We start from the raw sequence: 14932 nt of genomic DNA, 5'->3' as shown, positions 1-14932 counted from the left end.
GTTGATGTTACCGATATCCGTCGAGACCATAACGTCTTCAGGCATCGCTTTTTCTAGCTCACGCAGTACTTGGCGTGGGTGTAGGTATTCACCACCAGAGAACGGAGTCTCGTGTGAGTTTTCCTCAATCATATCTAAGCTGAACGAGTCACGTTCGTGTGTCCACTCATCAAGCTCTTTTTCCCAAAGTGCTTTTTCTGTAGCGACGGTATCTTGGCGAGCGCCTTTGTTGTCATCACACAACAGTGCACGACCTTCCAACCTTTCAGATAGAGCAACCGCTGCTGCTTTTGCATCACCACAGATACCAACCGAAATCTTCTTAACCAGACCAAGCATCTTGTTGTCTGCATCAATCTGAATGATTTTCGCGTTCTTCGGCCAGTAGTCCATGCCATGTTGAGGCAAGGTACCAAATGGACCAAGACGTGTACCCAAAGCGATAACCACATCCGCTTGAGCCATCAATTTCATTGCTGCTTTCGAACCTTGGTAGCCTAAAGGACCACACCATAATGGGTGACTCGCAGGGAAAGAGTCATTGTGTAGGTAGCTGTTCACTACAGGTGCACCTAGTCTTTCTGCTAATGCCGCACACTCTTGAACTGCATCAGCCATTACCACACCGCCACCGGAAATGATGACTGGGAATTTCGCTTCAGCTATCAAGTCTGCTGCTTCATTCAGAGATTTCTCACCACCAGGACCACGGTCTAAACGCGCTGGTTTAGGGATTTCAGTTTGAGTTTCACCGTAGAAGTAGTCACGAGGAATATTTAGCTGAGTTGGACCCATTTCGCTCATCGCACGGTCGAAGCATCGGCCTGTGTATTCCGCCATACGATCTGGGTGCGTTACGTGTCCTTGATACTTAGTGAACTCTTGGAACATTGGAAGCTGGTTACATTCTTGGAAACCACCTAAGCCCATTGTTTTAGTGCCTGTCTCTGGCGTCACAATTACGACCGGGCTATGTGCCCAGAACGCAGCTGCAATTGCTGTTACACAGTTACTGATACCCGGGCCATTTTGCCCGATGACTACACCGTGGCGACCCGATACACGGGAGTAACCATCTGCCATGTGGGCAGCGCCTTGCTCGTGTACTACTGGGACCAATCGAATGCCAGCAGGAGCAAAGATATCCATTGCGTCCATAAATGCCGACCCCATGATGCCGAACATATCGGTAACATCATTAGCAACCATAGTTTCAACGAACGCTTCTGATGGTGTCATTGTTACTGTGCCGGAAACAACCGTACGTTTTTCTTGCTCGCTCATTCTTCCATTCTCCTTGAGTTAACCAAAATTTCATTTTTCGGAATGAATTGTCTCTTTTTCGAATTCATTTTCACCTTAGTAGTAGAATTTTTGCGCGTCAACTTTTTATATTAAATTGGAACAATTCATTCTAATTAATAAAACTGGATCACATTATTGGTAGTTTTTCGTACAAAAAGTGCTGTTAACTTAACTGGAGCTGTTAATAATCGATGACATATCGCGATAGCAGCGACAAGTGATGAGCTATATAGAGGGAAATATGATGAAAGAGGCGGAATTGGTACCAACGCAGCCGGTAAGCGTGAGAGAACGCTTTGGCATCGACAGTAACCTAACGGTGATGGCATTTGAACATCCGGGTGAATATGTGCCGAGAGTCGATCCTAATTACTGTTTTGACCCCGAAGTGACGCTGGCTATATTGGCAGGGTTCACCTCCAATCGTCGCACATTGATACAAGGCACGCACGGAACGGGCAAGTCTTCTCACATAGAGCAAATTGCCGCGAGATTGAATTGGCCGTGTTTGAGGATCAACCTAGACGGACACCTGAGTCGATTGGATTTCATAGGTAAAGACAGCATCGTCATTAAAGACGGAATGCAGGTAACAGAGTTTAAAGAAGGCATTCTTCCTCAGAGCATTCAACAACCCATCGCACTGGTGTTAGATGAGTACGACGCTGGTCGCCCTGACGTGATGTTTGTGATTCAGCAGTTATTGGAGCAAGACGGGAAATACACCTCTTTAGAACAAAACCGAGTGATCACACCTAACCCTTCTTTTCGCCTGTTTGCTACCTGCAACACGCTTGGCTTGGGTAACTTTTCAGGTTTGTATTCGGGTACTCAAGTGCTTAACCACAGTCAATTAGATAGATGGAACATCATCGCTACGCTCAACTATTTAGACCCACAACATGAAACCAAGATCGTGTTATCCAAGCTTCCAAATCTGAATAATGAAAGTGGCCGACAACTGGTTGAGAAAATGATCGCCACCGCAGGATTAACGCGTAACGGGTTTCGGGCTGGCGACCTTTCAACGGTGATGTCTCCGCGAACGGTGCTCACTTGGGCTGAAAATATCCAAATATTCGACGATGTTGCGACGGCATTTAGGCTTTCATTCTTAAATCGCTGTGAAGACGAAGAAAAAGAACTGGTTAGCGAATACTATTTCCGTTGCTTTGGTGAAGATTTAGAAACGCCTACTCAAAACTATTCCCACTCGGAGTCGTAAACCATGGCCAATGTTTCTTCCCAGCAGAAAAAGATCCTCGATCTTGGCGTGTCTGTCGCCAGAGCAATCAGTGGCGAACTCAATCTGAACTATCGGGGAGAACGTCTCTATAAAGGCAATAAGCCCTGTTATTACCAGTCCGCACATACTAACGATCTCACCTTTGTGTCTCGCCACGAGCTAAAAAGCAGCAAGCTATCGATGCAAGGTAAGATCGATTCATCGGCACTGCGACTATTGCTTTCAGACGCTGACCTCCATTATTCATTGCGCCCTCAAAACGAAATAGAACGTCTGCTTTACGACTTCTGCGAACAGGTCCGAATTGAATCTCAAGTCCCGCCTTATCTAAAAGGCGTGACCACCAGTATCCAATTCAACTTTGCGTATTGGAGCGACCAATATCATCAAAATGGCTTTACCGAATCACGAATAGGCATGTTGCTGTTTACACTGATGCAAGTCATCCACACCCGCTTAACTGGCGTTCCGGTGTCTGAGCCTATCGCTGAGACCATTGAATCGACTCGCGCAGGCATCGTGCCTACTTTCGGGTACAACCTTAAGCGCTTAAAGCAACATAGAACCGACCAACAACAGTTTGCTCACTGCGCCAATGAGCTTGCTGCCCTTGCACAAGAGCTCATCAACCAAGAGCAAGAGAGCGATAGCTCGGCTACGCCAACGGTTGAAGAAGACATAAAAATCCTTGCGCAGCTTGCCCTTATCGTTGATGGAGACATTCAAGATCAAGACGTCGATACTGACATCACGGGCAGTAGCAAGGTATTCGAGTTGTCGGGTGCGAATTATCAGGTCTTTAATTCAGAATTTGATCAAATTGTCGCCGCAGATAAACTCGTCAGGCGCGCCCTATTACTCGAACTGAGGCAGAAACTCACCGATGACATCATGGCGAGACAAGTAAACACTCGCCGTTTAGCCGCTATGCTTACTAGCTTTGTTGCCACACCACAGAGGAACCGACGTCAGGACCATTTAGAAGAAGGCATTGTTAACGCCCCCACCATCACCAAGCTCATCACGTCGCCATTGGATCGCACTGTCTTTTATCAACCTGATATCGGTGTATCTCATCAATGTGCTATCACGTTTTTGATGGACTGCTCAGGCTCAATGCAAAAGCACAGTCACAAGCTAAGTCTGCTGATGGACACCATTCTCAAATCCGTAGGATTGGCTGATATCCCATTTGAGATCATTGGCTTCACTACCAACAACTGGAACGGTGGCAAGGTTTATCGGCAGTGGCTTAAACAAGGCCAACCAAAACACCCAGGCCGCTTGAACGAAGTTCGGCACATCGTGTTTAAGGGTTTTGATACGCATTGGAGACGATCTCGCCTTGGCATTGCGAGTCTTCGTAAAGCAGACGTCTTTAAAGAGGGGATTGATGGCGAAGCGGTGCAGTTCGCTAGCCAGCGGTTGCAACAGCACACTGCTCAAAGAAAGGTTTTGATCGTGTTCTCAGACGGCTGCCCAATGGATACCGCCACCAGCACTGCCAACGATCAGTTCTATTTGGATAACCACCTCAAACAAGTCATTGAACGTGAGTCGACCAAAAACGGAATTGAGATTCATGGCGTGGGGATGGGAGTGGATTTGAGCCCGTACTACCGCAACAACATTACCTTGGACGTACAAGAGAGCTGCTTGTTCGGGCTATGTAGGAACATCTTTGAGATGCTAAAGCGCTGACGTGTCAGTGAGGAGGGTGACGTCAAGCATTAAACGAGAATCAAGCCCTCCTCCTTCAAAGATAATTTTGATAAAGAAAACGTTCTAAGCCAAAAACAACGACCATGCAGAGACCGCCATCAAGTACCCACCAATCAACATCAACACAATAAACACTAACTTTCTGAGTTGATCATTAGACAACGGCGGTGGGAAACGTCGAGCAAACATCGTGACAAGCGCCACCAAGGGAACAGCAATAGCAGATAACCACAGTATGCTCTGTTCCATGTCGCCTGCAGCGTAGACATTGACAGTACGCGACATCGACGTACAAGCGAACACCATCAGCAGTGTGCTTCGCACCAGATCGAGCGTAAAAGGCTGCCGATAAAGATGATAAACAATCGGTGGACCTGCCATCCCAAACAACCCACCCGCTAAGCCAGAACTAAAACCAGACAACAAAAACGATACAGTTGCCGAACGATCCTTTCTGGTTTTAGGTTTGAACATAAAACTCAAACCTGCGAATAGCACCATGGCACCCAATAGTCCTCGGAGAATATGCGTGGCCGATTCGCTTAACTCGTCCAGCAAGTACACCCCCATCGAAACGCCGGGAATAATACCGATGACCAACACCACCAGAATCTTGAGTTCCCCAAGCAGTGGCTTACCCATCAATGCGACCAAGCAATTGAACAAGGTCACAATACTGACCACAGCGGCTATAACGGGTAAGGAAACCAGATTAAGGCTAACCGTTAAACCAATCACGATGATACCGAGGCCAAATCCGGTGACAGTTTGAAAATAGGTACCCACCGCGATGGTGGCAAGAATAGCGAGTAAAACAGGTAACTCCATCAGCAGTCCTAGTTAGGTTGTTTTTGGGGGTTGATTTGAATGTGAGTATCAGCTTCAGGAGCTAGATTTTAGTATCTAAAATCAAATGTCGATTCATCTCTTTTTTCAGAATCAGCCGCCACGTCAGTCTTTGAATTTGCTGTTTTTCCTTGCTGTGCTTGTACCGCGGTCACCGCGATCACATTAAAGATGTCTTGTGCGTTACACCCTCTTGATAAGTCATTCGCAGGTTGATTCAACCCTTGTAATAGTGGACCAATCGCAACTGCCCCACCTAACCTTTCCGCAAGCTTATAACCAATATTACCGGCTTCTAAATTGGGAAATATCAACACGTTCGATTGACCTTTCACCTCTGAATCTGGCAGCTTTTTCGCGGCAATCTCAGTCACAATCGCGGCATCGAGTTGAACATCCTGATCGACGGCGATTCCGGGACAACGTTGTTTCACTAACTGAGCCGCGTTACGAACCTTATCGACCGATTCATGCTTGGCACTACCGTTGGTCGAAAACGATAGCATTGCGACTTTAGGTTCTTCCATCAGTAGCGTTTGAGCACTGCTTGATGCGGCCACTGCAATCGATGCTAGCTCGGTTTCATTAGGGTTAATCACCAACCCACAGTCACTGAAAATCATGCCGCCTTTAAGATTATGGAAAGGCTCACACAACATCATCAGAAAAAAACTGGACACCAATTCACTGTCTGGCGCGGGGCCGATAATCTGAAGCGCAGCTCGTACCACATCAGACGTGGTATAAACCGCACCATTAACTGTGCCATCCACCAGCCCCTCTCTGACCATCAAATTGGCAAAAACGAGTGGGTCTAGAACCAGCTCTAGCGCATCATCGTAAGTCATACCTTTCGCTTTTCTTAATGTATACAACCGCTCAGCGAGGACTTCTTTGAGTGATGACGCTTGTGGGGAAACAATGTGAATGCCTACAAGATCAATGTGATGTAATTCTGCAGCAGCGATGATCGCTGGTTCATCCCCTACTAGGGTGATGTGAGCGAGCTGTTTGTCTATCGCCATTCTTGCGGCTGCTAGTACTCGCGGGTCCTCAGCTTCACTCAAAACCACTCGCTTACGATCTAAGTGAGCCTTATCAATAATCCGTTCAATCGCCTTCATCTTAAATTCCATTTATTGAGATTAATTGTTCCATAATTTATATTTATATTATTGGAATAATAAAAAAGGTCAAATTTTATTCAGATAATTGAAGAATAATGATTTGGTATGTACACTCTTAGGCATAGACATATCGCAAGGATGGATCATTATATGCAAACAGAAACACCACCAGTTCAAGGGGATACACCGACTCTCCGACTTTTTGCACTATTAGAGGTGATAGCGCAAAAAGACGAGTTTATTTCTCTTCAAGGATTAGTCGAAGAAACTGGACTGCCAAAACCTACGCTGCACCGAATGCTTCAGCAGTTAGAAGCGGCAGGCATCATTCAAAGAGACGGCGATGAGAAGCACTACAGCTCAGGTATTCGACTCAGAAAGCTTGCCGAAAACCTATTGTTGAATAGCACCATGCACAGTGCCCGACGCACTATTCTTGAAAACCTGAGAGCAGAAGTTGGCGAAAGCTGTAACCTAACGGCGCTATCAAGTGGCGAGATCATCTATCTTGATCGTGCAGAAACTGAAGCACCCCTTCGTTTTCATCTACACCCAGGTTCTCGCGTCCCAGTACATTGCTCAGCAAGCGGAAAACTGTTTTTGGCGCACATGTCTAAGTCACAGCGCAGACGATTAATTGAAAATGTGCCACTGACTCAGTACACAGTGAACACTATTACAGACTATTCGATGTTAGAGAAAGACATCGAAGAAGCGAAAATCCAAGGCTTTGCGATTGATGACGAAGAGTTTTTGCCGGGCTTAGTCTGTATCGCGGTACTGATCCCGTCATCTACGGGTCAATCAAACCTCGGCCTAGCGATACAAGCGCCTGTAATTCGAGTCAAACCTGATGAAGCGATCAAGTACCTACCCGCTCTTCAAAAAGCAGCAAAAGCGCTCGCTAAGATAGAGTCTGATAATTGGAGTCAACAATAGGTCATTTTCTTAGACCGCTTCGAGTGGCTATCGCTTCGAAAGCAACAACTTAAGCACGGACGAACTAACGAGCTAACGAGCTAACGAGCTAACGAGCTAACGAGCTAACGACCACTATCTTCGACCAATCAACGGTTGGTCGAAGTCATTTGAACACTCGCCAACCCGCATATAAGCAACACGTCTAAAGTAATCACAACAAAGGAATCACGATGCTAAACATTAAGAACCAGCACTTACTCTCTTTTATGGTGACAGAAGCGAACAACGCAGTTGCAGTCACAAACCCAGCAACGGGTGAGCTTATTGGGCATGCGCCAATTTCATCCGAGGCGGAGTTAGAGAGCGCTATCGAACGTGCTCATGTTGCGCAGAAAGAGTGGGCAAAAATTCCTGCTAAATCCCGTGCTGCATTGCTAAGTGGTTGGCATCAACTGCTCCTTGAAAACAAAGAAGATCTTGCTCGCCTAATGACCATTGAACAAGGTAAGCCGCTAGCAGAAGCAACAGGCGAAGTGGTTTATGGTGCAAGCTTTATTGAATGGTTCGCCGAAGAAGCGAAGCGCACTTATGGTGATTCAATTCCTAGCACCGTCGCAGACAAACGCTTGGTAACCATCAAACAACCTATCGGAGTCGCATGTGCCATTACGCCATGGAACTTTCCAATTGCGATGATCACTCGTAAGGCAGCTCCTGCCCTTGCTGCTGGCTGTAGTTTTATTGTGAAGCCCTCAGACGAGACGCCCCTTTCTGCATTTGCTGTAGTTGAACTGGCTTACCAAGCAGGTATCCCGAAAGATCTATTACAAGTGGTGCTTGGCGACAGCCCTGAGCAAGTTGGCACCCTATTCACTTCTCATCCACTGATCAAAAAAATCTCTTTCACAGGCTCGACTCGAGTGGGCAGTATCTTGATGGCTCAAGCGGCAAAAGGCATCAAGCGCACCTCAATGGAGCTCGGTGGCAACGCACCTTTTATTGTGTTTGACGATGCAGACATCGACGCGGCCGTTCAAGGCGCAATGGCGTCGAAATTCCGTAATGCGGGACAAACATGTGTCTGTGCAAACCGTTTCTATGTTCACAGTAAAGTATACGATGAGTTCGTGGCTAAATTCGATCAAGCGGTTCAGCAGCTTAAGATTGGTAACGGCTTAGATGAAAGTGTCACCATTGGTCCTGTTGTCAGTCAGAATGCGAAGAACAACATCCAAGCATTAATAGACAGAGCGGTAGAACAAGGCGCGACACCTGTGACGCCAACTCAAGAGCTTGATGGGCTTTTCCTTCAGCCTGTCATTCTTAAAAATGTGAAACACAGCATGGACATTGTTCAGCAAGAGATCTTTGGTCCTGTCGCCCCTGTGATGCAATTCGAGACAGACGAAGAGCTTATTGAGATGGCAAACGACACCATTTATGGATTAGCGTCGTACTTCTACAGTCAGAACATTCATCGAGTATGGAACATTGCAGAGGCACTTGAGTACGGTATGGTCGGTATTAATGATGGCCTCATCTCAACCGAGGTCGCGCCGTTCGGCGGTGTTAAGCAATCAGGTATTGGCCGTGAAGGCGCAAAAGAAGGCATCGATGAATACATGGACATAAAGTATCTTTGCTTTGGCGGAAAATAAGGTTGGTAGCAACTAGGTTTCGGCAGTGATTAGGGCTCAGAAATAATTAAGTCTTAGTGATCACTAACCTACCCCACTCCCCACCTTTCTCACCACAAAAATGAATCAAAAAAAGCCGCGCTATAAAAGCGCGGCACCTTGGGCTCGGTTAAAGGGGGTTTCTTTTTTTTTAGTATTTTACATTCTCTGTTTTTGTTATTGGGTTGCTTCTCTATCCCTGCGCTTTCAGTTTTAGACGCATAGCATGCAGCACTGGCTCGGTGTAACCACTAGGTTGAGCGCAGCCTTCGAATACCAACTGACACGCTGCTGAAAATGCGATGCTGTTTTCAAAGTCAGGTGCCATATTACGGTAGCTCGGGTCGCTAGCGTTTTGCTCGTCAACCACTGCCGCCATACGTTTCATGGTTTTCATTACTTGTGCTTCATCGCAAATGCCGTGGCGTAACCAGTTGGCAATATGTTGACTCGAAATACGCAATGTCGCTCGGTCTTCCATTAACCCTACATCGTTAATATCTGGCACTTTCGAACACCCGACGCCTTGGTCAATCCAACGCACTACGTAACCAAGAATACCTTGTGTGTTGTTATCCAATTCATTTTGGATATCTTTAGCAGTCAGCTTTTGGTTGCCTAGTAGCGGGATAGTAAGAATATCATCAACATTGGCTCTCACTCGCTCTCGAAGCTCTTTCTGACGGCTTGGTACACTTACCTTGTGATAGTGCAGCGCGTGCAAAGTCGCGGCGGTTGGCGAAGGAACCCAAGCAGTATTAGCGCCCGCTTGTGGGTGTCCGATTTTCGCATCCATCATCTTCGCCATGTTGTCCGGCTCTGGCCACATACCTTTACCGATTTGGGCCTTACCTTGCAGGCCACAAGCTAAGCCAAGATCAACGTTCTGGTCTTCGTATGCGCCAATCCAAGTCATGGTTTTCAGCTGTGTTTTAGGAGCAAATGGGCCCGCTTCCATACTGGTGTGAATTTCATCACCCGTTCGGTCTAAGAAACCTGTGTTGATGAACACAACACGATCTTTAGCCGCGCGGATACATTCTTTAAGATTGACTGAAGTACGACGCTCTTCGTCCATGATGCCGACTTTGATCGTGAATCGGTCTAAGCCTAATGCATCTTCAATGCGACCAAACAGTTCATTGGTAAAGGCGACTTCTTCAGGGCCATGCATCTTAGGTTTAACAATATTGATGCTGTTCGCGGTCGAGTTTTGGTACGCGCTGTTGCCTTTTAAATCATGCATCGCGATTAGTGAAGTGATCATGCCATCCATAATACCTTCAGGTACTTCATTACCGTCAGCATCAATAATGGCAGGGTTGGTCATTAGATGGCCCACATTGCGGATAAACAACATGCTGCGGCCTTTCAGCGAGATCTCGCCTCCCGTCACGCTGGTGTATTGACGATCTGGGTTGAGGTTACGAACGATGGTCTTGCCATTTTTCTCTAGTGACTCTTGTAAGTCACCTTTCATCAAGCCTAACCAGTTACGGTAAGCCAGTGCTTTGTCTTCACCATCAACCGCTGCTACCGAATCTTCGCAATCCATAATGGTAGTGAGAGCCGATTCCACCAGCACATCTTTAATACCAGCCACATCAACGCTGCCAATTGGCGCGCTCGGGTCGATTTGAATTTCAATATGTAGATTGTTGTGCTTAAGCAGAATACTTGAAGGCGCACTTGCATCACCTTGGTAACCAATGAACTGGTTGCGATCGATTAGAGTGACTTCTTCGCCATTGTCTAAGGTCGCTGTCAGTGTATTGCCAATACTGACATTGCTGATGCTGTATTTGGTGACGTCTTTATGAGATACACCGTTTAACGGTGCAGCGTCATCAAGGAAACCTCGAGCGTAGCTCACGACTTTAGCGCCACGTGCAGGGTTAAAGCTGCCACCTTTTTCTGCACCATCACTTTCACTGATGACATCGGTTCCGTAGAGCGCATCGTATAAACTTCCCCAACGCGCATTAGCCGCGTTAAGTGCAAAACGTGCATTCATAATAGGTACAACAAGCTGCGGACCCGCTTGTGTTGCAATTTCAGGCTCAACGCTGGTAGTCGTTACTTGAAAGTCATCACCCTCAGGAACTAAGTAGCCAATCTGCTGTAAGAACTGTTTGTACTCGGCCGCATCTAGCGTTTGTCCGGCACGCTCTTGGTGCCAAACGTCAATTTGATGTTGAAGATCTTCACGCTTGATAAGCAGTGCGCGGTTCTTGGGAGCCAAGTCTTCAAGGATAGTTGCAAATGATTGCCAAAAGTCTTCAGCGACAATGCCTGTTCCAGGAATGACCTGCTCATTAATTAATTGGTAGAGGGTGCTATCAATGTTCAAGCTTCCCTGTTGAATACGACTGCTCATAAAATCTCTCTCAAACTAACTGATGACTACTCATTAAATCTACGTAACTGGCTTAAATTCACGTTACTAGCTCAAATTTACTTTACTAACTTAAACTTACGCAACGGACATAAATTTAGCTAATTTATGCCAGTTATACTGGATATTCATATAAAAAATACCCTACAAACTGTGTTATTCCGTCACACCACTCTCTATTTCATTGGCGACACTTTTAATCAATCGGCGCATCCACTGATGGTCTGGATTAGTTTGTAACAATGGACTCCACGCCATCTTCACCTCAAAGGGTTCAATCGCAAATGGCGCAGGTTTGATTAACAACCGAGGGTTGTTGCGCTGCAATTGTGCTGCTTTGGTTGGAATGGTCAGGATCAGGTTCTTCTGTTGAGCGAAGAGAATCGCCGACAGGTAGTGTCGTGTGAACACCGTGATATTACGCGTTTTGCCAATGCGCATTAATGCTTCATCTATCCAACCAAGCTTTTGCGCTTCGCTTGGGTTAATCCCAACGCCGGTGCCCATACCCGTCTTACTTACCCAGATATGTTGCGCCTTTAGATAAGACAAAATATCGAAGTTGTCCGCTATCGGGTTATCACAACTAAATAGGCAAGAGAACCCGTCGTGCCAAAGGCTCATCTGATGGAACGACTGTGGAATATCGTCAAAACGGTTGATGATAATATCAACAGTGCCTTGCTCCACATCCTGATAACTCACGTCACTTGGCGTCATAATATCTAAGCGTATTTTCGGTGCTATCTCGCTCAACTTTTTTAATAGCGGCTGAATAATGGTCGACTCAGCATAGTCACTCGCCATGATACGAAACACACGTTCACTGTCTTCTGCATTAAATTCCGTGGTCGGCTGCAATGTCTTTTCTACATTCGCCAAGATGTTTCTAATCAATGGCTGCAGTTTATGTGCTCGCTCGGTCGGTATCATCCCTTCACTGGTTCTCACCAACAGCGGGTCTTCAAATAGATCACGTAATCGACGCAGGCCATTACTCATGGCTGGCTGAGTGATTCCTAACTGATTTGCTGCTCGTGTTACGTTTCTTTCACGTAGCAACATGTCTAAATACACAAGTAAATTAAGGTCTATACGAGCAATATTCATAAGAAAAATACCGAATATAATAACTATAAATTAACAAAATTATCACATGCATGGTTATTCTTTGTCCATGGTTAGATTTAATCCAAATCGAATGACCTCGCCAAATTGGCCAACATGTCCACGTGAAACTAAGGAATAGTTATGTCGCAAATTACACAAGATATCGAAAAGATTGAAGTTGCAAAAAGCGCTGCTGGTGCTCCATGGGATGCAATCAACCCTGAATCTGCAGCTCGTATGCGAGCTCAAAACAAATTCAAAACAGGTCTGGATATTGCGCAATACACGGCAGATATTATGCGTGCAGACATGGCGGCTTACGACGAAGACAGCTCTCAATACACTCAATCACTGGGTTGCTGGCATGGTTTCATCGGCCAACAAAAGCTGATTTCTATTAAGAAGCACTTTGATGGCAAGACAGACCGTCGTTACCTATACCTTTCAGGTTGGATGGTAGCAGCACTTCGCTCTGACTTCGGTCCACTTCCAGACCAATCTATGCATGAAAAAACGTCGGTTGCTGGCCTAGTAGAAGAGCTATACACCTTCCTACGCCAAGCGGATGCTCGTGAACTAGGTGGCTTGTTCCGTCAGCTAGACGCAGCACGTGAAGCGGGTGATGTGAATCTACAAGACCAAATCCAAGACAAAATCGACAACCACGTAACACACGTAGTACCAATCATTGCGGATATCGATGCAGGTTTCGGTAACGCAGAAGCGACTTACCTAATGGCTAAGCAAATGATTGAAGCGGGTGCATGTTGTCTACAAATCGAAAACCAAGTAGCCGATGAGAAGCAATGTGGTCACCAAGACGGCAAAGTAACGGTTCCTCATGCTGACTTCCACGCAAAACTTCGCGCACTTCGTTACGCTTTCCTTGAACTAGGCATCGACAACGGCATCATTGTTGCTCGTACCGATTCACAAGGTGCTGGCCTAACAAAAGAAATCGCGGTAGTGAAAGAACCTGGCGACCAAGGTGATATCTACAACTCATACCTAGATGTTGAAGAGATTGATGTTGCAGATATGGCTGAAGGTGATGTTTGCTTCAATCGTGACGGCAAGCTAGTTCGTCCTAAGCGTCTGCCTTCAGGCTTATACCAATTCCGCGAAGGTACGGGTGAAGACCGCTGTGTATTCGACTGTATTGAAGCAATCAACGCGGGTGCTGACCTTCTTTGGATTGAGACTGAGAAACCACACATCGGTCAAATCAAAGAGATGATGGACGGCGTACGTGAAGTTCACCCTAATGCGAAACTGGTTTACAACAACTCTCCATCATTCAACTGGACATTAAACTTCCGCCAACAAGCATACGATGCAATGGCAGCAGAAGGTAAAGATGTATCAGCTTACGACCGTGCAAGCCTAATGAGTGCGGAATACGATGAAACTGAACTGTCTGCAAGCGCTGACGAGAAGATTCGTACATTCCAAGCGGACGCATCTCGCGAAGCGGGTATCTTCCACCACTTGATTACTCTGCCGACTTACCACACAGCAGCACTGTCTACCGACAACCTTGCAAAAGAATACTTCGGTGACCAAGGCATGTTGGGCTACGTTGCTAATGTTCAACGTAAAGAGATTCGCCAAGGTATCGCATGTGTTAAACACCAAAACATGTCTGGTTCAGACATGGGTGATGACCACAAAGAATACTTTGCTGGTGAAAATGCACTAAAAGCAGCGGGTGAAGCGAATACGTCTAATCAATTTGATTAATCGCTAACGCTAAAGCCTCCCCCGCCCTTCTCTCTTACTTAGGTAAGATCCGGGGGAAGGCTTTGAGATAAAGCTACTACTGCCAGCTTTATCTCAAAGCCTCAGATTTGTGTTCCACACCACGGTTAACCGAACAACTTCTGTTTAAGCTAACTGTATACATATTTGTTCAGATTCCTATTTGTTGAGATTCTTATTTTTTGAGAGTGCCTATGACTTCAATACCGACACACCTACAAGATGCAAAAACACTGTTATCAGAAAATGGTTTCGCAACGGGTGATACTTGGTATCACGGCACATCTTCAGCTTTACTCGCGTCTATTCAAGGTCAAGGGCTAAAGCGCTCTGGAGACAAAGCGCTCAATGAAGCCGCTTCAAAAACCATGGCAACGATTGGCAATAATTACACAGAATCCGTTGAGCCCGTCTTCTTAACACAGAGTAAAGAACTGGCCTACTACTGGGCTCAGCAAACCGTTCGTGAGCGAGGTGTTCGCTTCGAAGGTGAAGAACAGCCTATCGTGTTAGCGGTAAACCTATCGGAAAAGCAACGTGCCAAAGTAAGGCCGGACGTGGGCGCAATGAGCCTATTGATGATGAGTGTGGGTGAGCAATTCATGTCTCACCTCACTGAAATTTATCAAACCAACAACATTGCAGGCCCCGACATCGAGCTTCGCACTGCGGATCGTATGGACTATCTGAATAAACTTGGGATGGCCTACATTGATGAAGACATCAGCCGAGCTTGTGTTCAAGAGTTATCGGAACCCGCATTGGCAAACTAATAACGTTTAAAAACGCCTCTAAGTAGAATAAAAATGGCTCCTAATTAGGAGCC

General features: G+C 46.3%; 11 protein-coding genes. 6 read left to right on the top strand and 5 right to left on the bottom strand.

What is annotated here, in order from left to right; all coding sequences use genetic code 11:
- On the bottom strand, positions 1–1284 hold a 1284-nt coding region (xsc, locus tag AB4496_RS12050), incomplete at its 3' end, for a sulfoacetaldehyde acetyltransferase (protein WP_372131034.1).
- Between the two features lie 262 nt (positions 1285–1546).
- Here xsc and AB4496_RS12045 point away from each other — a divergent pair.
- Both AB4496_RS12045 and AB4496_RS12040 read left to right on the top strand, forming a co-directional pair.
- Positions 1547–2530 (top strand): AAA family ATPase, encoded by a 984-nt coding sequence (locus AB4496_RS12045; RefSeq protein WP_009845775.1) that lies wholly within the window; start codon positions 1547–1549, stop codon positions 2528–2530.
- A 3-nt stretch (positions 2531–2533) separates the two neighbouring features.
- Positions 2534–4252, top strand: a complete 1719-nt coding sequence (locus AB4496_RS12040) for a cobaltochelatase CobT-related protein (RefSeq protein ID WP_032555084.1) — start codon at positions 2534–2536, stop codon at positions 4250–4252.
- Positions 4253–4336: 84 nt separating this feature from the next.
- On the opposite strand, the gene AB4496_RS12035 is transcribed toward AB4496_RS12040, so the two are convergent.
- The gene (locus AB4496_RS12035) at positions 4337–5101 is read right to left on the bottom strand and encodes a TSUP family transporter (RefSeq protein WP_009845777.1); all 765 of its coding nucleotides are present in this window, start codon (positions 5099–5101) and stop codon (positions 4337–4339) included.
- Positions 5102–5169: 68 nt separating this feature from the next.
- Positions 5170–6243, bottom strand: coding sequence for a phosphate acetyltransferase (gene pta / locus AB4496_RS12030; protein WP_009845778.1), 1074 nt, complete (start codon positions 6241–6243; stop codon positions 5170–5172).
- A gap of 153 nt (positions 6244–6396) precedes the next feature.
- Here pta and AB4496_RS12025 point away from each other — a divergent pair, with 153 nt between their 5' ends.
- Together AB4496_RS12025 and AB4496_RS12020 are read left to right on the top strand one after the other, a co-directional pair.
- A complete protein-coding gene (locus AB4496_RS12025) occupies positions 6397–7185 on the top strand; it encodes an IclR family transcriptional regulator (protein ID WP_004731927.1) in 789 nt (262 codons plus the stop codon).
- 212 nt (positions 7186–7397) lie between these two features.
- Positions 7398–8825, top strand: a complete 1428-nt coding sequence (locus AB4496_RS12020; RefSeq protein WP_102257525.1) for an NAD-dependent succinate-semialdehyde dehydrogenase — start codon at positions 7398–7400, stop codon at positions 8823–8825.
- Between the two features lie 211 nt (positions 8826–9036).
- On the opposite strand, the gene AB4496_RS12015 is transcribed toward AB4496_RS12020, so the two are convergent.
- Both AB4496_RS12015 and AB4496_RS12010 read right to left on the bottom strand, forming a co-directional pair.
- On the bottom strand, positions 9037–11220 hold the full coding sequence (locus AB4496_RS12015) for a malate synthase G (RefSeq protein WP_009845780.1): 2184 nt from the start codon (positions 11218–11220) through the stop codon (positions 9037–9039).
- Between the two features lie 174 nt (positions 11221–11394).
- Positions 11395–12348 (bottom strand): LysR family transcriptional regulator, encoded by a 954-nt coding sequence (locus AB4496_RS12010; protein WP_009845781.1) that lies wholly within the window; start codon positions 12346–12348, stop codon positions 11395–11397.
- 141 nt (positions 12349–12489) lie between these two features.
- Between AB4496_RS12010 and AB4496_RS12005 the strand changes: the two genes are divergently transcribed.
- A complete protein-coding gene (locus tag AB4496_RS12005) occupies positions 12490–14088 on the top strand; it encodes an isocitrate lyase (protein WP_009845782.1) in 1599 nt (532 codons plus the stop codon).
- Positions 14089–14300: 212 nt separating this feature from the next.
- Positions 14301–14879, top strand: coding sequence for a hypothetical protein (locus AB4496_RS12000; RefSeq protein ID WP_009845783.1), 579 nt, complete (start codon positions 14301–14303; stop codon positions 14877–14879).
- The last annotated feature ends 53 nt before the right edge of the window (positions 14880–14932 follow it).

Source organism: Vibrio sp. 10N.222.46.A1 (genome assembly GCF_041473595.1).
Lineage (GTDB): Bacteria > Pseudomonadota > Gammaproteobacteria > Enterobacterales > Vibrionaceae > Vibrio > Vibrio tasmaniensis_A.
This window is presented reverse-complemented; position numbering and strand designations above follow the sequence as displayed.